We start from the raw sequence: 22,496 nt of genomic DNA, 5'->3' as shown, positions 1-22,496 counted from the left end.
TTACTAGGTTAAAACTTAATTTAATATTAATCAAATATTAACAAATGTAATTCTAAAATTATTAATTACTTCTAAGTTTTAATATTATAACATAAACAATTATAAACAGAGAGCTTAAAAATGACTATCAGTAATCACTACAATAAAATTCTAAAAACCTTAAATATTCTCTATATTGAGGATGAAGAGACTATTAAAGAAAATGTAAAAAAAACTTTACAATTATTTTGTGAAAATGTACTTGATGCACAGAACATAAAAGAAGCAAAAGAATTATTACAAAATAGTAGAATTGATATTATTATTTCTGATATAAATTTACCTGATATTTCAGGTATAGATTTTATAAAAGAACTAAGAAAAATTGATAAAACTATTCCAATTATTATATTAAGTGCATATACAGATAAAAAATATTTATTAGAAGCTACAAAATTAAAACTTATTGACTATCTTACAAAACCTGTAGATTTCAAAAGTTTAAATACTGCTTTATATAATTGTGTAGATGAGATTTTAGATAATTCAAGATACATTATCTCATTTAAGAATAACATAACATATAATGTTTTGCATAAAAAATTAATTAATAATATAAATAATGAAGAAATCTCACTTACATCTAAAGAACTAAATTTATTAGATTTATTAATACAAAATAGTAATAGAGTTATTTCAACAGATGAATTAAAAGCTCATATATGGGAAGATGAATATGAAGCTACAGATTCGGCTTTAAAAAATCTATTAAATAAACTTCGGAAAAAAGTAGGTAAAGAATCTATAATAAACTTATCAGGTGTTGGATACAGATTGAATTACTGATGAAATTTTATATTTTTAACAATAGTTTGTTATAATCTTCTTCAATATATTATTAAATATATCTATACTTCATTTATTCTAGGTAAAAATGAAAATACTAGTAATAATTTTTTTATTATTTTTAAATATTTATTCAAAAGATGTAGATTTTAAAATTTCTTATGACCCAAACTATGCTCCATTTTCATATAATCAAGATGGTAAAGAAGCTGGTTTATATATAGATATTTGGAAATTATGGGCAAAATATAATAATTATACAATAGAATTTGTTGATGGGAATTTATGGGAAAATGCAATAAATTTAGTAAAAGAAGGAAAAGTTGATTTTTTTATAGGTACAAATTCATTTGAAGATTGGATGGTTTCTTCAGATTTTTTCTATGAAACAAAAAGTACATTTTTTACTTTAACAAAAAATAATTTTCTTATAGAAATGAAAGAACATTTAAAAATAGGATTAATTGGAAATGATTATAAAGATATTATTTTAAATAAATTTCCAGATTCAAATATTATAATTTATAATGACTATGTAGAATCAATCAATGCTTTAAGAAATAACCAAATTGATTTAATTTATGATGATAAATTAGCAATAGAATATTTCTCTGTTCAAAATAATTTATTCCATTTGATAAAACCTTTAGATAATTTAATAACAAAAGTTAAAACTCAAGCAATAACAACAAATAAAGAAAAAGCAGAAATTTTCAATAAAGGTTTTATAAAAATTCCAACTATAGAACTATTAAATTTAGAAAAAAAATGGATTCTAAATGAAAATGAGCAATATTATCAAAACTTTAAACAACCACTTAAACTAACAGATGAAGAGTTAAACTTTATAAAAAATAATATTATAAAAGTTTCTATTTCTAATTCTTGGGAACCTTTCACTTTCAAATCGAAAAATAGTGACCCAATTGGTATCTCTTCAGAATATTGGAAATTAATTTTAAATAAACTTAATTTAAAAACAAAAAATGAATTTTATGAAACATTTTCTCAACAATTAAATAGCATAAAAGATAAAAAGAGTGATTTGATTTTCAGTGTGGGAGAAACTCCTCAAAGAAAAGAATATGCAACTTTTTCAAAAGAATATGCAAGTTTTCCAATATCCATTGTTACAAAAAAAGATGAAAACTTTATTGAAAATATTTCTATAATAAAAAACAAAAAAATTGCAATTGGAAATAATTTCACGGCACATAATATATTAAAAAATAAATTTCCAAATATGAACTTTATACTTGTAAATAGTATAAAAGAAGGATTGACTTTAGTTTCTAAGGGTAAAGCTTATGCTTTTATAGATATTCAACCTGTACTTTTTTATAATATTGCAAAATACAATTTTGACAATTTAAAGATTTCTGGTAATACAGGCTTAAATTTTAGTTTAAAATTTATGATTAGAGATGATTATCCCATTCTAGAATCCATTTTAAATAAAGCCATATCTTCAATTTCTATAAATGAATTAAATTCAATTATAAATAAATGGCACAATGTACAGTTTCAAACAAGTTTTAACTATGATATTTTTTGGAAGATGGTACTAGTTATTTTATTGATTTCATTGGCTTTTATTTACAGAAATTTAACTCTTAAAAATATAAATAGAACTTTAAAAACAAAAGTTGAAGAAAAAACAAAACAATTAAATGAAATAAATAAAAATCTAGAATTGCTTGTAGAGAAAAAAAGTAGAGAATTAATACAAAAAGAGAATATTTTAAATCATCAATCAAAAATGGCTGCTATGGGAGAAATGATAGAAAATATTGCTCATCAGTGGAGACAACCTCTTTCAGTAATTTCTACTGTCGCAACTGCTGCTAAATTGAAAAAAGATTTAAAAATGCTTGATGATAAAGAATTTTATGAAACAATGGATATTATAAATAACTCTTCACAGCACCTTTCAAATACTATTGATGATTTTAGAAACTTTTTTAGTAATGATAAAGAGGTTTCTTCTTTTAATATTAACACTCCAATAGATAAAGTTATTTATCTTATTAATAGTAAATTAAAAAATAGAAATATTCAAGTTATAAAAAGTAGCTTAGAAATTAATATTTTAGGACTTGAAAATGAATTTATACAAGTAATTCTAAATATTATAAATAATTCAATTGATGCTTTTGAAGATAAAAATGATATAGAAAAATATATTTTTATTAATATCTATAAAGAAAATTCAAATGTTATTTTAACAATCAAAGACAATGCAGGTGGAATAAAAGAAGAAATTATTGATAGAATATTTGAACCATACTTTACGACAAAACATCGAAGTCAGGGAACAGGAATTGGACTTTATATGTCTATTGAAATTATAAAAAAACATATGAATGGTGAAATTTTTGTTTCTAATAAAGAATATATATATAACAATATAAAATGCAAAGGAGCAGAATTTAAAATAAAACTTCCAATTAATGAATAGTTTTATTTATGATGATGATCTTCTTTTTTCCATTTTCTTTTTAGATTATGTATATATACTATCAATATAAAAAATGCACAAGATGTAAATCCTAAAGCAATTAATAAATCAGTTTCACTAGGAATTGTTTCTAATAAAATTAACTTTCTAATAATTACAACGAAAGCAATTTCTAAAAAGGTTAAAGCGTAATCAAAACCATTTTTTATAAATAATGTTTTTACAATTGCAATAACAATTAAAGTAAATAAACCATCTGTCAAAATATTTTTACTTGATGCAAAATCTAAAGCACCTTGAGCAAGAGTAAAAGAGACAATTTTATGAGATAAACTCATAATACAAATTGCTAAATACAAAATCATCGCTAAAATAAAAAAATATTTAAGCATATTTATCATTTTCAATAAAATAACATCAACTCTATTTTCTAGAACTTTATCAATTTTATTTACTTTTATAAAAACTTTTTCAATAAGACTCTTTTTCTCTTCTTCTTTCATTATTTTACAACTTATGATTTATTTTTCGCAATGGTATCAAAGTTTCATAAAAAGAAGATAAATTATTAACCTATTTTTGTAAACTCTTCTAATAGCTTATTTGAAAGTGGAATTTCAAGTTTTAATTCTAAATTTATTGGTTTATTATCCCAATATTTTATGCTATTTGCAATTCCAAGATATATAAAATCTTGTGTTTTTTTATCAACTTGCGCAAATTTTCGCACAAATATATGAAGCTTTACACTAAACTTTTTATTTTCACACAATCTTTCACCATCACCTTTATCAGAAGAATGACTTGGTTTACTTTGATAAGTAAAAATATTTTTTGATAAAAAAGTATTATGATAATTTGCAGATTTTGAGAATTTCTCTTTTTCTAGATTTATAAATAAAAAGAAATCATTTTCATATTTCAAAAATCCACTTCCTCTAAATGAACTATGAATTTTTGGGAAATTACAAAGTTTTGCAATATTTAACATATTGTATTTAGAATAAAGTTTTAGAAATGGTTTTCCAAAATCAGTTGAGCTAAACTCCTCTTCATAATTATAAATTCCAAAATTCAAACTATCTTCAAAGATTTTTTTATAATTCTCATTTTTCAAAAGTTCTTCAAACTCTTTTGTTTTTTTTGCAACTTTTCCATCAAATTTCAAAAGTTTTAGATATCTACCAACTTGAGCTGAATCTAAAAAGTCTTGATTTAAATATAAGAAACTATGAATTATCGTTTGATCATCAACTCTATCTAAATACTTATTCAAAATTTTAAAAGCAATGTTAATATCACAATAATCATTGTTTAAAAGATATTTTAAAATCACAAATTCATAAATTCTTTTTATAGGAAATTCATTTTCTATAAATCTTATAGCTTTTGTAAAGTTTTCATTTAAAACTAACGCTTTTAACTTTTTATCATCTTCAACTTTTGCTAAAAATTCAATGTAAGATTTACTTTCATTTATAAATTTTAAAGGATTTATCACATCTTCAAATTGTAAAAAATCTACCAATGATGGAATTTTCCCTAAGATATTTTTAAACTCAAAATATTGCTCTTTTAGATATTTTAATTGATTGAAATTTTCTTTGTTTATTTGTTCAAGGATTCTATTTTTTGAAATTTCATCCATACTTATAAAAGCATTTTTAAAATCTGCAAAATTATTTTGAAGTGAGAGCTTAATACTCTCTTTATCAATCATTTTATTTCCAACCAAAGCAAATGCGATTAAATAAGCTTTTTTATGATTTCCAATAAAGTCAAGAACCGTTAAAAACTCTTTATTTTCATATTTTCTAAGACCTCTTCCTAATTGTTGAATAAAAACTATCGGTGAATTAGTTGGACGTAAAAACAAAACCATATTTATTGATGGAATATCAATACCTTCATTGAAAATATCAACTGTGAAAATTACTTCTAAACTGTCATTTTCATTTTCAAGTCTTTTGATACTCTCTTCTCTTTTAGAAATGGAATCTTCACTTGTTAAAGTTATAGAATTTATACCTTTTTTATTAAATTCATTTGCCATAAAATTACAATGTTCTTTTGAAACACAAAAACCTAGAATTTTTCTTTTATTTCCGCTATTTGAGTAAAAATTTATTTTTTCAACAATAAAATCGACCCTTTTATTCACACTTAAAAGTTTTGCTAAAACATCAATCTTTGTTAAATCCACATTTTCATAATCTATACTTTTTATATCTGTAATTCCATAATAATGAAAAGGAACTATTAAATCATGCTCTAGTGCGTCATTTAGCCTTAAATCAAGTGCTATATTTTCGTCAAAAACTTCATAAATTGAATTTCCATCCATTCGATTTGATGTAGCAGTAAGTCCTAATAAGAACTTTGGTTTAAAATAATCTAAGATTTTTTTATAACTAGAACTTGTTACATGATGAGCTTCATCAATAATTATATATTCAAAAAAATCTTGTGAAAACTCTAAAAAATTTAAACTCATAGTTTGAATAGTTGAAAATAGATAGTTTTTATTTTGCTCTTTTTTATTTCCTGTATATAACCCAAATGAATTGATTTCTGGCAAAATATTTTCAAAATTCTCTTTTGCTTTTATTAAAATATTTTCCCTATGAACTAAAAAAAGCATTGTTTTTGCTTTGAATTTTTTCACATCAAAGGCGCTTAGATAAGTTTTGCCTGATCCAGTTGCAGCAATAATTAAAGCTTTATTTTCACCTTTAGTTCGTAAATTTTGTAATTTTTGTAAAGCTTTTTCTTGCATAAAATTTGTTTTTATTTGATTTAAACTAAAAGATTGAAACTCTTTATTTTGAGAATTTAGAAAGTTAGAATATGAAGTTAAAAATTTGTCATTTACTTCAATTGAACTTTTCCAAAGAGATTCAAACTCATTTAAAACATCTCTTAAAAAAACATCATCTTTTTTTGTTATTGTTTTTACATTCCACTCAATATTTGATTTAAAAGCGCTTGCAGTTATATTTGAAGAACCAATTAAAATTTTATATTCATCTTTAAATTCAAATATATAAGATTTACTATGAAAACCTATATTTGAACTATTACAATCATAGATTTTTAACTCTATATTTTCAAACTCTTTAATTTTTTCTAATGCTTTTATTTGCGTAAAATTTAGATATGTCGAAGTTAATATTTTACCTTTTATATTTTTTTCTTCTAACTCTTTAAAACTATCTAAAAGTAGTTGTATTCCTGAAAAATTTATAAATGCTACATTAAAATAAAAACTATCACACTCTTGTAGTAATTCTGTGATATTATTATAAAAATTTGTTATTTGATTATTGGTTATTAAACTATTCAAAAAAAACCTTAAAATTAAAAATTGATTATAATCAAAGCAAACGTAAAAGATTATAAATCACAATTCATTCACACTTGTACTTTATAATTTTAAAAATAACCAAAAGGATAAATTATGAAAAAATTGATTTTAATTTCACTTTTAAGTATATCACCCGCACTTTTTTCAGCTGATATAGGTGTGAGAATCCAAACTCCAATAGGTAATAATGCCATATTAGATATTGGTTTTAGATCAGATGATCATAGATATGATAACAGATATAGAAGTTTTGATTATAACAGATATGGTTACTACGATAATTTTGGTTACTATTTTGGATACTTTGATAGAACTGGTTATTTTTATAACAATATTTTCTTCCTTTATGATAGTAGATATAGTTATTATGATAGATTACATAGAAGAGGTAATTTCAGACCTTCTCATCCGCATTATAGAAAATATGTTTACCATAAAAATAATGATTGGAATAGAACTCATCAGTTTAGAGATAATAGACAGCCAATATATGGACCTTACTATGACAAAGAGTATAGTAAACAAAATCACAATATGAAAAAGCATTATAATAATGATAAGCCATATTATAAAGAACATAAACAATATAACAATAATAAACAATATAAAGAACAAAGACAATTTAAAGATGATAGAGGACCTCATAGATAAATTGTAAAGTTTTATATTGAATAAAAAAAATATAATTTATTTAATTTCTCAAGAAGAATTAAATAATAAAGATATCTTATTTAATTTTATATATTCGAATGAAAAGTCTAATTACTATTTAAGTGAAGACTTTTCAAAGGATTTTTATATAGAATTAGCTTCATTTGGTTTTATAACTACTTCTATAACATTAAATGATAAATTTTATCTTCTTCCTGAAATACAATTTGATTATGCAATACTTGATTTTGAAAATTTACATATTAGTAAAAAAGTAAAATCTCTTTTAAATAAAGATAGCTATGAATTTCATATCAACAAAAATATCAATTTAGTTTTAGAAAAATTGGAAATTTATCATAAAACAAATTGGTTACGAGATAAATATAAAAACTTAATTTTATCTTTAATCAATTATAAACATTCAAATATAAATTTTGAAATAATGAGCATAGAACTCTATGATAAAAACTCGCAAGAGTTAATCGCAGGAGAAATTGGTTATAAAATAAATTCAATTTATACTTCACTTACAGGATTTTCTTCAAGTGATAAAAAATACAATAATTGGGGAAAACTTCAATTAGTTTTATTAGCAAATTATTTAAAAGAAGAAAAGTTTTCTTTTTGGAATTTAGGTCATCCTTATATGCAATATAAATTTGATTTAGGAGCGGTAAGCTACTCAAGAAAAGAATTTCTAAAAAGATGGTTACCGCTAATTTCTAATTAATCTTTTTTATTTATCTCACTTTTTTGTTTTATTGTTTCATATTTTTCTTTATAAATATCATTACCTTTAAAAATATAAAATAATGCAATTAATCCTAATATAAACCAAAAAATAAAATCATACTTTTTCAAAATAATTCCTACTTATAACCCACTTGCTAAATTAATCCCTAAGTATGTATTATAGGCTATATAACAAGCAACTAAAATTAACCCTTCAACTCTAGTAATCACACCTTCTTTATTTTTGAAACTATATGCCATAACTAAAAGAATGATTGTTAATAAAAACATTATTATCCAATCTCTTTGTAATACTTCAATTGGAATATTATTCATAGGAGATATAACCGTTGCTATACCAATTACAGCCAATAAATTAAACATATTTGATCCAACAACATTACCAATTGCAATATCATGTTCACCTTTTCTTGCAGCAACTACAGATGCTGCAAGTTCTGGAAGTGAAGTTCCAAGTGCAACTATTGTTAATCCAATAATTAAATCACTAACACCAAATTCTTGAGCAACACCAACAGCTCCCCAAACTAATAGTCTTGAGCTTGCAATTAGTAAAACTATTCCTACAATAAGCCAAATAATTCCAGCTTTTAAACTTAATTCATTTTCTATTAATTCCGCATCCATTTCTGCTCCAAAAGTATCGCCTCTACTTTTTAAAGCTGTATAAATAGACCAAATAATTAAACTAAAAAATCCAGCTAAAAGGATTACTCCTTCAAAAAATGTTAATGAATTATCTAATAATAAATATCCAGTTATTAAAACAATAACTAACAATAGAGGTATTTCTTTTTTGATAATTTTTGAGTTTACAACTATTGGAGTAACTAAAGCTGTAATTCCTAAAATAAGTGCTACATTCACTATATTTGAACCAATTGCATTTCCAAGAGCAAGACCAGGATTACCTTCCATTGCAGCGATTGCTGATACAACCATTTCAGGTGCACTTGTACCAAATCCAACTATTAAAATACCAATTAATAAACTTGGCATTCCAAGATGTTTTGCTGTACTTGCAGCCCCTTCAACAAACTTGTCTGCACTCCAAACTAAAATTACAAAGCCAACAACAATTGAGAGTAAATAGAAAATCATTTTTTACCTTTTTTTATAAAAAAATTTGCGCAATTATAGTTAAATATTATTAATCAAAAGTTTATCGATACATAAAAGCTTAATTCAAACTCATCATGTTCATCAAAAAAATCTAATTTATTATAAACAGCATAAGAAGGCTTTGTAGTCGTTTCATATTCACTTTTTGGTAACCACTCATGATATACCCAGTGAATAAATGGAAGTACATCTCCTGTTTTTCCTTTTAAATCAAATTTCGCATATACACCTTCTGCTATTTTAAATTTTGGCAATCTATCACTTTTTACATCATCTTTGTCATTAACTACTATACAACCAATATATTGGCACTCATTTAAAGGAGTAATGGTTGGATTATCATGAAAAAGAGCAATTCTTTTATAGGAATTAATATTATTTGTTAATACCCAAGTTTGAAGCTTCTGCCATGTCTCTTTAATATTTACATTATATCCCTTATTTCTAATATAAAAACTCTCAATTGCTGGCATTTTTACAATAGAAGGAACTATATTTCTAAAATCTGCTGTAGATTGCATAGCTTTTTGAGATTGCTGAAGTATCTTTTTTGAATACTCTTTATATCCTCCATTTTTCCACTCTTTTGGACTCATTTCAAATCTATCTTTAAAGATTTTTATAAATGATGATTGGGAAGAGTATCCACACTGATTTACTATATTAGAAATTGTCGAATATTTATTTGTTAAAAGTAGATTTGATGCTTTTTGAAGTCTAATTGATTTGATGCTTTCATAAATATTTTTTCCAAATGCCTCTTTGAAAATTCTATGCATATGAAATTTACTCACGCCTAAATCAATACTTAATTCTTCTATGTCTATATTTGTTTCTATATGAGTATAAATATAGTACATTATGTCATTTGCTATTTTTGTTCTTTTTTGTAACGTTTCTTTTTTCATAGTATCATTATAACACATAATAACTATAAAATAAGCACTAAAAAACAATTTATTTAGCACTTAAAAAGAAGAACATTTTGTTAAATTTCCCTAAAATTACACCCGTTTAAATCATTTATTGATTAATCAGAACTAAAGGATTTCCTTATGGAAGAAGTAAACTTAATCGCAGAATCAGTAAAGTTTATGTTTTTAGGGATGGGAGTAGTATTTGCATTCCTAATAATCATGATATTAGTACTAAAAGCACAAGGGATAATATTAACAAGATTTTTTCCACAAGAAGAGAAGAAAGTTGTAAATACAACACCAATAAAAAATAGTACAAATACAGAGACTGCAAAAATAGCTGCAATAGTAGCAGCTGTACAACATCATAAAAATCTAAAGGGTTAAAATATATGTCTAAAAAATATATAGATATCATGGATACAACTTTTAGAGATGGATTTCAATCTGTCTTTGGAGGAAGAGTCCTAATGAATGATTTCTTTCCAGCTGTAGAAGCTGCAAAAGAAGCAGGTATAACTCACTTTGAGTTTGGTGGAGGAGCAAGATTCCAATCATTATTCTTCTATCTACAAGAAAACGCATTTGAAATGATGGATAAATTTAGAGAAATCGTTGGACCAGATGCAAACTTACAAACTTTAGCAAGAGGTATCAACACAGTAATGCTAGATACTGGTTCTAGAGAATTAATCGACTTACATGCAAAAATGTTCGCAAAACATGGAACAACAACAATCAGAAACTTTGATGCATTAAATGATGTTCAAAACCTTGAATATAGTGCTGAATGTATTAAAAAATATGGATTAAATCATGAAGTAGTTGTTACACTTATGGATTTACCTCCAGGTTGTACTGGTGCTCATGATGTAGCTTTTTATGAAAAAACTTTAAGACAAATTCTAGATAGTGGCTTGCCATTTGATTCTTTATGCTTTAAAGATGCATCAGGGACAAGCTCACCTCAAAAAATTTATGAAACAATCCAAATGGCAAGAAGATTAGTGGGTAATGATACTCATATTAGACTTCATACTCATGAAACAGCTGGTGTTTCAGTTGCCTGTTATCTTGCTGCACTTGAAGCTGGGGCTGATGGTATTGATTTAGCTGCAAGTCCAGTAAGTGGGGGAACAAGTCAACCTGATATTCTTACAATGCTTCATGCAGTAAAAGGCAAGAATTATGATTTAGGTGGTTTAGAAATTGATAAAATTCTAAAATACCAAGATGTATTGGCTAATTGCTTAAAAGACTACTTTATTCCTCCTGAAGCTACTCAAGTTTCTCCTTTAATCCCATTTTCTCCAATGCCAGGTGGTGCATTAACTGCAAATACTCAAATGATGAGAGATAATGGTACTTTAGATAAATTCCCAGAAGTTATTAAAGCTATGAGAGAAGTTGTTGAAAAAGGTGGATATGGTACATCTGTAACTCCTGTTTCTCAGTTTTATTGGCAACAAGCATACGCAAATGTAATGTTTGGTCCATGGAAACAAATTGCTCCTGGATATGGAAAAATGGTTTTAGGTTACTTTGGTAAAACACCAGTTGAGCCAGATGCAGAAGTTGTAAAACTTGCAGCTGAAAAACTAAAACTTGAACCAACAAAAGAAAATCCTTTAGATATAGCAGATAGAGATGAAAAGAAAAAAATCTCTGTTTGGAAACAAAGATTAGAAATTGAAGGAATTGAAGCAACTGAAGAAAATATCTTTATTGCTGCTGCTTGTGATGAAAAAGGAATTGCATTCTTAAAAGGTGAATCGCCTTTAAATGTAAGAAAAATTGATACAGTTTGTGAAGATAATAAAGATTGTAAATTAGGAGAGAATAAAATGGCAAATGCAAATGGAAACTATACAGTTGTAGTTGATGGTCAAAAGTTTAATGTAACAATTGCTGAAGGTAATGCAGATATTCAAGTAACTCCTGTTTCAAATGCAGTAAGTTCAGCACCTGCTGCTTCTGCACCTGTTTCTTCAAATGGCGGAACAGAAGTACCAGCCGCAGTAAATGGAGCAGTATGGAAAATTTTAGTAAAAGAAGGTGATAGAGTTGAAAAAGATCAACAAATCATGATTCTTGAAGCTATGAAAATGGAAATAGATATAACTGCACCAGTTTCTGGAGTTATTACTAAAATTTTAGTTGAAAATACGCAAGCTGTTGATGAAGGTCAAACATTAGCCATTATTGGTTAATGAGGAATAATTTGATGAGAAAAAATATACTTATAGCTTTTTTTCTTCTGTTTAGTGCATTTGCACTAAATAGTTTTGCTTCAACACCTAGTGTTGAAACACCAACTGAAGAGAAACAACCTTATCATTCAAAAACGATGAGTGAATTAGTTGATTCATTTTATGCAACAACTGGTATTAAAGCTTTGTTTGAACCGCAAGCTGGTGTACTAGATTCACATGGAAAAGAGATGACATTCTTTGCTCAAGGGTATGGAAGAATCATCATGATTTTCATCTGTTTCTTATTGTTCTATTTAGCAATTAAAAAAGGGTTTGAACCATTACTATTAATTCCAATTGGATTTGGTGGATTATTAGCAAATATACCAATTGCAAATATGGCAGGACATGATGGAATGCTAGGAATTATTTATAGTATGGGTATTACAAATCAATTTTTCCCATTATTAATCTTTATGGGTGTTGGAGCTATGACAGACTTTGGTCCATTATTAGCTAATCCAAAAACTGCCCTTCTAGGTGGTGCTGCACAATTTGGAATCTTTGGATCACTTGTTGGTGCAGTTTTATTATCTCAATTTGTTCCAGGGATTAACTTTTCATTAGAACAAGCTGCTGCTATTTCAATCATTGGTGGAGCTGATGGACCAACATCTATTTTCGTTGCTTCAAAACTAGCACCTGAATTACTTGGAGCTATCGCAGTTGCAGCATATTCATATATGGCATTAGTACCACTAATTCAGCCACCAATTATGAGAGCATTAACTACAGAAAAAGAGAGAAAAATAAAAATGTCTACACTTAGAAAAGTTTCTAAGTTAGAGAAAATTGTTTTTCCATTAGTAGTATTATCTTTAACATTATTAATTCTTCCAGATGCTGCACCATTAATTGGAGCATTATGCTTTGGTAACTTTGCAAGAGAATCAGGAGTTGTTGATAGACTTTCTGATACAATGCAAAACGCATTAATTAATATTGTAACAATATTTTTAGGATTAGGTGTTGGTTCAAAACTAGCATCAGAGCAATTCTTAGTAGCAGAGACTTTAGGAATTATGGCAATAGGTCTTTTAGCATTTTCTGCAGGGACTGCGATGGGTGTAATAATGGCTAAAATAATGAATTTAGTAAGTTCAAAAGAGAGTCAGATAAATCCTTTAATTGGAGCAGCTGGAGTATCTGCTGTGCCAATGGCAGCAAGGGTTGTTAGTAAAGAAGGTCAACTTTATGACAAATCGAACATTTTATTAATGCATGCGATGGGTCCTAATGTAGCTGGTGTTATTGGTTCAGCAGTTGCTGCTGGTGTCCTTTTATCGATATTTAAATAGTTTATTCTAAATATCTTATATTAAGCCCTTGTAGGATTACTACAAGGGCTTTTTTTATATCCAAAATTAACTATAGATTTATAAAAAACCTAAGTTCAAATCATAAATGCATAATTTCTGAAGAAAAGGTGTAAGTGGGGTTAACAAATATTTTGTTATCCTTATTTCGCCAAAAACAGGAAAAATATTTATGCGAAAATTCACACAGTTAACCCTAAAAGTAAGATATCAAATATCTGCTTACACTAAAGTTGGATACACTCAAATTCAAATAGCAAATACTTTAGGTATTTCACAATCCACTGTTAGTAGAGAGATAAAGAGAAATAGTTCTGAAGGTATTTATAAACCAGAACTTGCTGAACAGTTTAGTTTCTATAGACACAAATATAAATCAAAGCATTTAAAGCTTACTAGAAAAGTAATGAATTACATCAAAGATAAATTAAAATTAGATTGGTCTCCTGAACAAATATCAGGAGTAATGAAATTACAAAAGCTTTCTTATGTATCACATGAAACTATTTATCAATATATCTACAAAAATAAATGCCATGGTGGAAAGTTATATTTAATGCTACGTCATAAAAACAAAAAGTATCACAAGAGAGGAAATGACTATAACTCTAGAGGAATTATTAAAAATAGAGTATCAATTGAGAAAAGACCAAAAGTTGTTGAATACAAAAAAAGAGTTGGTGATTTTGAAATTGATACAGTCATTGGTAAAAACCATATTGGAGCATTAGTTACAATAGTTGATAGAGCAACAAAGTTTACTCTCATCAAAAAAGTTGATTCTAAGAAAGCTGATGTGGTTACACAAGCTTTAATTGATATGCTTTATCCAATAAAAGCAATTACTCATACAATTACTTCTGATAATGGTAAAGAGTTTGCTTATCATGAAGAAGTATCAAAAGCTTTAGATACAAAGTTTTACTTTGCAAATCCATATCATTCATGGGAAAGAGGATTAAATGAACATACAAATGGTTTAATACGTCAGTATTTACCAAAACAAACAGATTTCACTAAAGTCAAAAGAAGAGAAATTAGAGAAATACAAAACAGGTTAAATAACAGACCTAGAAAATCTCTTGGTTACAAAACTCCATCTGAGGTTTTTTATGCTAAAGTTGCAAAAGTTTTAACAGCTTAGTTTGGTGAATTTATGCATTTATCTCTTGAATTGGCGAAAGTAAAAGAATTATTAGGTATATATAAATAAAAAAAGGCTTTATATAAAAAGTATAACTTCTTATATAAAGCCTCTTAAATGGAGCGGGAGACGAGACTCGAACTCGCGACAGTCTGCTTGGAAGGCAGAAGCTCTAGCCAACTGAGCTACTCCCGCTTAAAAGTGGTACTCCCAGTACGATTCGAACGTACGGCCTACGCCTTAGAAGGGCGTTGCTCTATCCAGCTGAGCTATGGAAGCATTAAAAAATAAGGTTAAAAAAAGCCTTACACAAAAAGTTAATTTACTTCTTATATAAGGCTTTTAAATGGAGCGGGAGACGAGACTCGAACTCGCGACAGTCTGCTTGGAAGGCAGAAGCTCTAGCCAACTGAGCTACTCCCGCTTCATATAGTGGTGCGGATGAGAAGACTCGAACTTCCACACCGTGAGGCACCAGATCCTAAGTCTGGCGTGTCTACCAATTTCACCACATCCGCATAATTTTTCAAAAAAAGATTTAGATGGTAAACCTAAACCAAAAAGTGGTACTCCCAGTACGATTCGAACGTACGGCCTACGCCTTAGAAGGGCGTTGCTCTATCCAGCTGAGCTATGGAAGCAATAAAAAATAAATGGGGTAGGTAATGGGGCTCGAACCCACGACCCTCGGAACCACAACCCGATGCTCTAACCGACTGAGCTATACCTACCACAAGATTTAAATTAATTAAATGGTCGGGGCGAGAGGATTCGAACCTCCGGCCCCCTGGTCCCAAACCAGGTGCGCTAACCAGACTGCGCTACGCCCCGACAAAATATTTTTGAAGTTTCACAAAAAGTGGACGGAATTATATTAAGTTTTTTAATATTTGTCAAGGCTTTTTTATAAAAATCGCAAAAGTTTTCGAAATTCTTTATTTTAGCAATCTCGTACAATATTTAAAATAGGATAATTGATATAATATTACCTATGAGTAACACATCAAATTTAATACATAATGTAAAATTTACAAAACCTAATAAGGAAAAAGAAATTTTTCTTTATGAGGGTGATTATAATAACTTCTCTTTTGAAAAACACATTCATGAAGAATATACTATTACTTTGATAGAAAGAGGTAATATGGGTGCATTTTTAAGAGGCTTTAATCATAAATTTGACAAATCATCTATTATTACTATAAATCCAGATGAAATACACTCTTGTGGTATATTATCAAATGAAGGTTTTAAACACCATTCCTTGTACATTTCCACTGATATAATGAATAATATATTAAAAGAAAATTTTAATAGTAATCTACTCTCATTTAAAAATTTTCAATTTTCAAATGAAATTATTTATCAAAAACTATACCCATTAATGAAATGTGACTCTTCTATGTTCTCAAAATTATCTTGGGAATGTGAACTAATTGATGCAATAAGTTCTCTTTTAAAAATAAACACAAAAGTTTCAAATGAAATTGTATTGCCCTCACACTATAAATTAATAAATTATGCAAAAGAATTTATTAATGACAACTACAATCAAAACTTTACTTTAGATGACTTTGCAAAAGAATTTGACATATCAAAATACCATTTTCTCAGACTATTTAAAAAACATACCTTTGTCTCTCCTCATACATATTTGATGATTAGAAGAGTTGAAAAGGCAAAACAGTTTTTAAGAAAAAATATTAACATAAGTGAAATTGCATATTTATGTGGCTTTACAGATCAAAGTCATTTAAATAAAAAATTTAAACTTTTAACTGGAACAACTCCAGGAGAATATAAAAACTTTTTTCTCTAGCAACCTCGTACTATACACAACTTTTATTTTTTTATAAAATTCAAAAATGAAAAATAATATGAAAAACGGATTTTTAGCAAATTTACCAATTAGTTTAAGTGTATTTGCATATGGTGTTGTATTAGGAAGTATTTGTAATACAAAAAATATAGATTACTTACAATTAATGTTAATGAATATTTTTATATTTGCAGGCTCTTCTCAGTTTGTAATTGTAAATATGCTTTCAAACAATTTAAGTTTAACCGCAATTATAGGTAGTGCAATTCTTATAAATATGAGATATTTTTTTAAAGGAACAACTTTAGATAAACTCTTTTTAAATAGTTCTATAAAACAAAAACTTTTAATCATGCATTTTGTTACGGATGAGTCATGGGCAATAACTATGAAAAATATGAAAGAAAAAGATATTACTATTTATTTTTTATTAGGTGGTAGTTTATGTATTTTTTTATCATGGATTTTAGGAACATCTATTGGATATTTTTTTGCACAACTAATAATTGAGCCCAAAAATTATGGTTTAGATTTTACCTTTTATGCAATGTTTATTGCTATTTTAACAACAATGTATAAATCAAAAAATGATTTTTTAACTTTTTTTGTCACAGCACTTATTGCGATAATTCTTGAAAAATTATTAGGCAATAGTATATATATTTTAATATCGGCAATGTTCGGTTCTTCTTTCTCTTTAATTATTAATAAAGGCAAAAAAAATGAGTAATTCAGATATATTGATAATTATCTTTTCCGTAGCTCTTGGAACTTATTTACTAAGGGTTTCTGGGCTTTTGTTATCAACAAAACTAAAGAAGTTTAAATATGTAGATTCTTTTTTAGAATCAATTCCTGCAACACTATTTATTGCTCTTATTATTCCACCGATTATTAAAGAAGGAACCGTAGGGATAATTGCTAGTTTATTTGTAATTATAGTAATGCTAAAAACAAAAAATATCTTTTTATCTATGAGTATTGGAGTTTTTATAATCTATTTAAGTAGAAGTAACCTCCTTTTTTAGGAGGTCACATTTTAAAATTGAATTAATCCATCAACTGGAGAACTAGCAGTTGCATAAGGCTTTTTAGGGATTCTTCCTGCTTTATAACCAAGTCTTCCTGCAATTACTGCATATTTCATTGCTTCTGCCATAGCAATTGGATTTTGGGCACAAGCTATCGCTGTGTTAGTTAAAACAGCTTCCGCACCTAATTCCATTGCGATTGTAGCATCTGAAGCACACCCAACACCAGCATCAACAATAACAGGAACTTTTACAGCTTCTCTAATAAAGGCAATATTATATCTATTTTGGATTCCAAGTCCTGAACCAATTGGTGCAGCTAATGGCATAATAGCATCTGCACCTGCATCTTCTAATCTTTTTGCAATAATTGGATCATCACTTGTATAAGCCATAATTGTAAAGCCATCTTTTTTTAAGATTTCACAAGCTTTGATTGTTTCAATTACATCTGGATACAAAGTTTTTTGAGCATCACCAATAACTTCAAGTTTAATAATATCTATTCCTGTTGCTTCTCTCATCAGCCTAAAAGTTGTAATTGCTTCTTCAGCAGTAAAACACCCTGCACTATTTGGTAATAATTTTACATTTGTATCTTTAAAATAATCTAGTAAATTCTCTTCATTTGGATTAGTTATATTTACTCTTCTAATTGCAACTGTTATTAATTCAGAACCTGAAGCTAATGTTGCATCTTTAGTTGTTTGAAAATCTTTATATTTACCACTTCCAACGATTAATCTACTATTAAATTCATATTTACCTATTTTTAAAATATCACTCATATTGTATTTTCTCCTATAAATTTTAAATATTCTTCACTTGCATTTGCAATATCGAGTTGAATAATTTCAGGCAAATCATAACTATGTAATTCTAATATTTTGCTTTTAATTTTGTCAAAATTATCTTTTCTTGTTTTTATATTTAAAAGTGTTTCATTATCACTACAGAATTTTTCTTGCCAATTATAAAACGATTCTATTTGGCTTAGTTGCACACAAGCTGCAAGTTTTTCTTCTATCAATACTTTTGCTATCTTTGTTGCTTCATCTTTTGTTGAGCAAGTTGTTTGAACTATTATTGCTTTCATAATTTTTTAATCTCTTCAATTAAATCAGAAGGTATTAAAGAGTAATTGTTTTTTTTATAATTTCTAGCACCCAAAGCATGTGCTAAACTTGCACTTATTGCTGCTTCAAGTGGTTTATAACCTTGAGCTAATAAAGAGCCTATAAGACCACTTAAAACATCACCACTTCCACCTTTACTTAAAACTGCACTTCCAAAACTATTTACATAAAGTTTTTCACTTTGAGCAATAATTACATTTGCACCTTTTAATAGTAAAACCACATTTGGATATTTTTTACAAAACTTTTCAACATATAAAAATCTATTATTTTGTAACTCTTGTACAGATATATCAGCTATTTCACAAAGTTTTAATAAAGATATAAACTCTTTGGGATGAGGAGTTAAAACTATTTCTTGGTCTAAAACTTCACAAATTAATTTATCATAAAATAGATCAGCATCAATTATTTTTGATACATCTTTATTTAAAATTTTTCTTATTTCATCTGTTTCATATTTTCCTAAACCCATTCCAATGGCAATTGCTGTACAATTTTCACTAATAAAATGAGTTTGCATAATATGATAAGGTAAATCAAGATTTTCATGACAAACAATACTTACAAGTCCTGCTCCAAATCCAAAAGCTGCTTTTGCTGCAATTATTCCAGCACCTTTTTTACAACCTGCAACTACATTTAAATGTCCATATGAACCTTTATGAGAATTTTTTTTATTTCTAAAAGGCAAGTTCATATCACTTTCATCTAATAAAAATTTATTAGTTTGTGTTTCGTAAATCTCTCTTTGAACACCAAGATTTGACACGATTATTTCACCAATGTAATCTTTTGCAAAATCACTAAAAAGCGAAGTTTTTAGTGCTCCCATAGTAATAGTAACATCTGCTTCAAAAGTTGAATTGTTTATTTGTCCAAAATGATTTATTCCACTTGGAATATCACAAGCTATTTTAAAAGAGTTATAAGAATTTAAAGTATCAATTAGATTTAAATATTTCTCACTAAGTGGTTTGTTTAAACCTGTTCCAAACAAACAATCTACTACAATATCAGCTTCAAATAGTTCATTTACTTCTTTTATATTTAAAGTTTTAACTCTTTTGTATTGAAGTTTTGCCATAGAAGATTTTGGTTCACTTGCAAGATATAAACTTACATCAAATTTTTTATGTAAAAGTCTAGCAAGAGCTAAACCATCAGCTCCATTATTTCCACTTCCACAAGCAATCAATACTGATTTATTTTCTTCAAAGATATCTTCTATGTAAGAGTACATACTAAAAGCTGCATGCTCCATTAAAATATCTTCATTCAAGAAAAACCCTTCGTAGCATCTTTTATCTAAAGAATTTACCTCATCAAATATTTTTTGCATAACAGCTCCTTAAATGATTTAGTTTTTAAATTTCCAGTTCTCTTTTATTAATATCTCTTTGATTTTATCTTTAAAATCACCCTGAATTTCAAGCCATTCATTATTTATCGCTCCACCACAAGCAAGCTTTTTCTTTAGAAGTTTTAAAACCTCTTTTTTCTCACTCTCTTCAATATAAAATCTTCCAATTAAAGTTACAGGTTTTCCATTTCTTTTTTCAAAAGTAAAAACTAATTGATGCTGATTTTTAGGAATAATTTCATTTGAAGATTTTTTGGGATTTTTTTTATCCTCTTTTACTGTATCGTGACTGTTTCCTTCAAGTTTTGAACCTAATCCTTTTGATAACATATCTGCTAAACTCATCAAAACTCCTTTATTCTTGTTTGTATATCAATTTCTTCTATACTTATAAAATCTTTTACTTTGTACTGTTCAACTGCAACTCGTCCAATCATTGCTGCATTATCACTACAATATTTAAGTTCACTAAGATATAGATTCATATTATACTTTTTGCAAAGTTCATCTATTTGTGCTCTTAAATAAATATTTGCACTAGCGCCTCCAACAATTGCAAAGTTTTTTGGAACTTTTTGTTTAAATTGTTTTTTTAGTTTTTGCATAATATGGTCAACTGCTGTTTTTTGAAAACTTGCGCAGATATCATGTTTATCTTGTTCGATAATTCCAAATTCTCTATTTTCAAGTTTTTCAATATGAAGTCTAACTGCATTTTTAAGTCCACTATAACTAAACTCTATTTTTGGACTTTGACTAAGTGGAATTGGTAACTCAAATCTATTTGCATCACCTTTTAAAGAATACTCTTGAACAACGGGACCACCAGGATAACCAAGTCCTAACATCTTAGCAACTTTATCAAAACTCTCACCAAAACTATCATCAATCGTAGTTGCAATAACTTTCATATCAGTTAAACTATTTGCTTCAATAATTTGTGTATGTCCCCCTGAAACTAATAAAACAGTAATAGGAAGAACAGCTTCTTTTTCTATAAAAAGTGAATAAATATGACCTTTTAAATGATTTACAGCAATTAAAGGAAGATTTAAAGAAATACTTAAAGCTTTTGCCATTGTTACACCTTCCATAAGTGTAACAGAAAGACCAGGAGCATTTGTAACAGCTATTGCTTTAAGTTTAGGAAAATACTCTTTACACTCTTCTAGTATTTTAGGAAGTGCTTCAATATGAAGCCTAGCTGCAAGCTCTGGAACTACTCCTCCATAAACGCTATGCTGTAATTCTTGAGATATTTTTTTATGATAGATTAATTCATTTGTTTCTATTTTTGTAATTGAAATAGAACTATCATCACAACTACTTTCTATACTTAAAATCATTTTTGCTCTTTATTAATTTCACATTCATCAACTCGTTTTATCCAATCAAGTGCACAATCAAGTTTACCAAATCCAGAAGCAGCATTTATATGTCCTGCATTTTCCATAATCTTCATACCGATATTTAGTTTTGATTGAAGTTCAATTGCTTCTTCTAAACTCATATAAGGATCATTTGTTGATGATGCCATTATAATTTCACAAGCTTTTAAATCTTTTACTATTGGATATGGAAAAAATGTTTTTGCATCTTCTAAAACTTCATTTCGAACAGGTGCAACAAGCATCAATTTATCAAGTTTTATATCAAACTCATCACATGTATGAAACCATAATATATTTGCCAAAGAGTGACAAACTACAATATCAGGTTTAAAATGTTTTATTTCATTTTTTAAGAACTCTTTCCATTCTTCTAACTTTGGGTTATTTCTACTTGGAAATATAGGAAATGAAACTACATAATTTTCTTTAATTAAATCCATTGCAAGTTGTGATTGCCAATGAGGATAATCACTTCCTCCAAGTCCATGAAGTATTAATACTCTTTTACTCAAATTCTATCCTTTAATAATCTCTTACACATCTAACATATTTTTTCTTAATACGATTATCATAATACGGTGTCCCACTTATAAAATGCATATAATCAGCATAATACCAAAGTGTTCTCCAATGAGCTTTTGCTGCCCAATAACCGTCAGGAACATTATATTTAAATGCTCTATTTATATATGTCTTTGTATTAGTTTTATCAACTATTAACTCATACTCTTCAACTTTTGGCAATCGCCAATTATTAAATCCTAAATGTGTTATTTCTTTACAATATTTTGCTGCATTTTCATGATTTTTTAAAGTTTTAATAACTGAAATATTATCAAGCCACATAAGTTTTGCAACATCATCAATAACCACTTCTTTTTGACTATCTCTATTAATTTTTGCATCTAAAAATGAAAAAATTATCAAAATTACAAATAGATATTTCATTAT

At 27.2% G+C, this 22,496-nt stretch carries 23 protein-coding genes and 7 tRNA genes; 11 read left to right on the top strand and 19 right to left on the bottom strand.

The features are described 5' to 3' along the window. Positions 1-120: 120 nt before the first annotated feature. Positions 121-825 carry a response regulator transcription factor gene (locus ABLL_RS01540; RefSeq protein WP_014473014.1) on the top strand — a complete coding sequence of 235 codons (705 nt, stop codon included), beginning with the start codon at positions 121-123 and terminating at the stop codon, positions 823-825. 88 nt (positions 826-913) lie between these two features. Next, complete coding sequence (locus ABLL_RS14585; protein WP_014473013.1) at positions 914-3,283, top strand: transporter substrate-binding domain-containing protein; 2,370 nt, start codon at positions 914-916, stop codon at positions 3,281-3,283. Between the two features lie 2 nt (positions 3,284-3,285). On the opposite strand, the gene ABLL_RS01530 is transcribed toward ABLL_RS14585, so the two are convergent. After that, positions 3,286-3,786, bottom strand: a complete 501-nt coding sequence (locus tag ABLL_RS01530; RefSeq protein ID WP_014473012.1) for a hypothetical protein — start codon at positions 3,784-3,786, stop codon at positions 3,286-3,288. A 65-nt stretch (positions 3,787-3,851) separates the two neighbouring features. Further along, positions 3,852-6,626, bottom strand: a complete 2,775-nt coding sequence (locus ABLL_RS01525; RefSeq protein ID WP_014473011.1) for a DEAD/DEAH box helicase — start codon at positions 6,624-6,626, stop codon at positions 3,852-3,854. Positions 6,627-6,740: 114 nt separating this feature from the next. Between ABLL_RS01525 and ABLL_RS01520 the strand changes: the two genes are divergently transcribed. Then, the gene (locus ABLL_RS01520; RefSeq protein WP_014473010.1) at positions 6,741-7,298 is read left to right on the top strand and encodes a hypothetical protein; all 558 of its coding nucleotides are present in this window, start codon (positions 6,741-6,743) and stop codon (positions 7,296-7,298) included. Positions 7,299-7,314: 16 nt separating this feature from the next. Next, positions 7,315-8,031 (top strand): hypothetical protein, encoded by a 717-nt coding sequence (locus ABLL_RS01515; RefSeq protein WP_014473009.1) that lies wholly within the window; start codon positions 7,315-7,317, stop codon positions 8,029-8,031. Here the strand turns inward: ABLL_RS01515 and ABLL_RS15145 are convergent. From ABLL_RS15145 to ABLL_RS01505, 3 genes are read right to left on the bottom strand one after another with little or no spacing between them, the layout of a single operon-like run. Continuing rightward, positions 8,028-8,162: a hypothetical protein gene (locus ABLL_RS15145; protein ID WP_258239361.1), complete on the bottom strand. Its 135-nt coding sequence runs from the start codon at positions 8,160-8,162 to the stop codon at positions 8,028-8,030. The two genes, ABLL_RS01515 and ABLL_RS15145, sit on opposite strands and share 4 nt — an antisense overlap. Before the next feature lie 12 nt (positions 8,163-8,174). Further along, on the bottom strand, positions 8,175-9,155 hold the full coding sequence (locus tag ABLL_RS01510) for a calcium/sodium antiporter (RefSeq protein WP_014473008.1): 981 nt from the start codon (positions 9,153-9,155) through the stop codon (positions 8,175-8,177). Positions 9,156-9,208: 53 nt separating this feature from the next. Then, entirely contained in the window at positions 9,209-10,084 is an 876-nt protein-coding gene (locus ABLL_RS01505) for a GyrI-like domain-containing protein (protein ID WP_014473007.1), read from the bottom strand. A 147-nt stretch (positions 10,085-10,231) separates the two neighbouring features. On the opposite strand from ABLL_RS01505, the gene ABLL_RS01500 reads away from it, so the two are divergent. The 4 genes from ABLL_RS01500 (at position 10,232) to ABLL_RS01485 (ending at position 14,805) form a co-directional block, all read left to right on the top strand. Continuing rightward, entirely contained in the window at positions 10,232-10,480 is a 249-nt protein-coding gene (locus tag ABLL_RS01500) for an OadG family protein (RefSeq protein WP_014473006.1), read from the top strand. A gap of 5 nt (positions 10,481-10,485) precedes the next feature. After that, a complete protein-coding gene (locus ABLL_RS01495) occupies positions 10,486-12,303 on the top strand; it encodes a biotin/lipoyl-containing protein (RefSeq protein ID WP_014473005.1) in 1,818 nt (605 codons plus the stop codon). Between the two features lie 14 nt (positions 12,304-12,317). Next, a complete protein-coding gene (locus ABLL_RS01490; protein WP_014473004.1) occupies positions 12,318-13,643 on the top strand; it encodes a sodium ion-translocating decarboxylase subunit beta in 1,326 nt (441 codons plus the stop codon). A gap of 190 nt (positions 13,644-13,833) precedes the next feature. After that, positions 13,834-14,805 carry an IS30 family transposase gene (locus ABLL_RS01485; protein ID WP_014473003.1) on the top strand — a complete coding sequence of 324 codons (972 nt, stop codon included), beginning with the start codon at positions 13,834-13,836 and terminating at the stop codon, positions 14,803-14,805. 118 nt (positions 14,806-14,923) lie between these two features. On the opposite strand, the gene ABLL_RS01480 is transcribed toward ABLL_RS01485, so the two are convergent. The 7 genes from ABLL_RS01480 to ABLL_RS01450 form a co-directional block, all read right to left on the bottom strand. Beyond that, a tRNA-Gly gene (locus ABLL_RS01480) sits at positions 14,924-15,000 on the bottom strand. A 7-nt stretch (positions 15,001-15,007) separates the two neighbouring features. After that, a tRNA-Arg gene (locus ABLL_RS01475) sits at positions 15,008-15,084 on the bottom strand. Between the two features lie 68 nt (positions 15,085-15,152). Beyond that, a tRNA-Gly gene (locus ABLL_RS01470) sits at positions 15,153-15,229 on the bottom strand. A 9-nt stretch (positions 15,230-15,238) separates the two neighbouring features. Then, positions 15,239-15,323 (bottom strand) — tRNA-Leu (locus tag ABLL_RS01465). A 46-nt stretch (positions 15,324-15,369) separates the two neighbouring features. Beyond that, a tRNA-Arg gene (locus ABLL_RS01460) sits at positions 15,370-15,446 on the bottom strand. Between the two features lie 13 nt (positions 15,447-15,459). Continuing rightward, positions 15,460-15,536: transfer RNA gene (locus tag ABLL_RS01455), tRNA-His, on the bottom strand. A gap of 22 nt (positions 15,537-15,558) precedes the next feature. Then, positions 15,559-15,636 (bottom strand) — tRNA-Pro (locus tag ABLL_RS01450). A 160-nt stretch (positions 15,637-15,796) separates the two neighbouring features. Here ABLL_RS01450 and ABLL_RS01445 point away from each other — a divergent pair. Genes ABLL_RS01445 through ABLL_RS01435 form a run of 3 tightly spaced genes read left to right on the top strand, consistent with a single transcriptional unit; the run spans position 15,797 to position 17,652 of the window. Continuing rightward, complete coding sequence (locus tag ABLL_RS01445; protein ID WP_014473002.1) at positions 15,797-16,624, top strand: helix-turn-helix domain-containing protein; 828 nt, start codon at positions 15,797-15,799, stop codon at positions 16,622-16,624. A 46-nt stretch (positions 16,625-16,670) separates the two neighbouring features. Then, positions 16,671-17,354, top strand: coding sequence for an AzlC family ABC transporter permease (locus ABLL_RS01440; protein WP_102043391.1), 684 nt, complete (start codon positions 16,671-16,673; stop codon positions 17,352-17,354). Then, positions 17,347-17,652: an AzlD domain-containing protein gene (locus ABLL_RS01435; RefSeq protein ID WP_014473000.1), complete on the top strand. Its 306-nt coding sequence runs from the start codon at positions 17,347-17,349 to the stop codon at positions 17,650-17,652. The genes ABLL_RS01440 and ABLL_RS01435 overlap by 8 nt, the downstream gene beginning before the upstream one ends. Before the next feature lie 11 nt (positions 17,653-17,663). Here the strand turns inward: ABLL_RS01435 and ABLL_RS01430 are convergent, their stop codons facing one another. The 7 genes from ABLL_RS01430 to ABLL_RS01400 are packed head-to-tail and all read right to left on the bottom strand — an operon-like array spanning position 17,664 to position 22,493. Then, positions 17,664-18,443, bottom strand: coding sequence for a thiazole synthase (locus ABLL_RS01430; protein WP_014472999.1), 780 nt, complete (start codon positions 18,441-18,443; stop codon positions 17,664-17,666). Then, entirely contained in the window at positions 18,440-18,751 is a 312-nt protein-coding gene (gene cutA / locus ABLL_RS01425) for a divalent-cation tolerance protein CutA (protein WP_014472998.1), read from the bottom strand. The genes ABLL_RS01430 and cutA overlap by 4 nt, the downstream gene beginning before the upstream one ends. Continuing rightward, a complete protein-coding gene (locus tag ABLL_RS01420) occupies positions 18,748-20,133 on the bottom strand; it encodes a bifunctional ADP-dependent NAD(P)H-hydrate dehydratase/NAD(P)H-hydrate epimerase (protein WP_014472997.1) in 1,386 nt (461 codons plus the stop codon). Before ABLL_RS01420 ends, cutA begins: the two co-directional genes overlap by 4 nt. Positions 20,134-20,151: 18 nt before the next feature. Then, positions 20,152-20,499, bottom strand: coding sequence for a translation initiation factor SUI1 (locus ABLL_RS01415; RefSeq protein WP_014472996.1), 348 nt, complete (start codon positions 20,497-20,499; stop codon positions 20,152-20,154). After that, complete coding sequence (gene tsaD / locus ABLL_RS01410; RefSeq protein ID WP_014472995.1) at positions 20,499-21,500, bottom strand: tRNA (adenosine(37)-N6)-threonylcarbamoyltransferase complex transferase subunit TsaD; 1,002 nt, start codon at positions 21,498-21,500, stop codon at positions 20,499-20,501. Before tsaD ends, ABLL_RS01415 begins: the two co-directional genes overlap by 1 nt. Then, on the bottom strand, positions 21,497-22,057 hold the full coding sequence (locus ABLL_RS01405; RefSeq protein WP_014472994.1) for an alpha/beta hydrolase: 561 nt from the start codon (positions 22,055-22,057) through the stop codon (positions 21,497-21,499). The genes tsaD and ABLL_RS01405 overlap by 4 nt, the downstream gene beginning before the upstream one ends. Positions 22,058-22,067: 10 nt before the next feature. Next, entirely contained in the window at positions 22,068-22,493 is a 426-nt protein-coding gene (locus ABLL_RS01400; protein ID WP_014472993.1) for a DUF1566 domain-containing protein, read from the bottom strand. Positions 22,494-22,496: the final 3 nt, after the last annotated feature.

Source organism: Arcobacter sp. L, assembly GCF_000284235.1.
Lineage (GTDB): Bacteria > Campylobacterota > Campylobacteria > Campylobacterales > Arcobacteraceae > Aliarcobacter > Aliarcobacter defluvii.
Note: the sequence above shows the minus strand (reverse complement) of the source record. Positions and strands in the feature narration are given on the sequence as shown.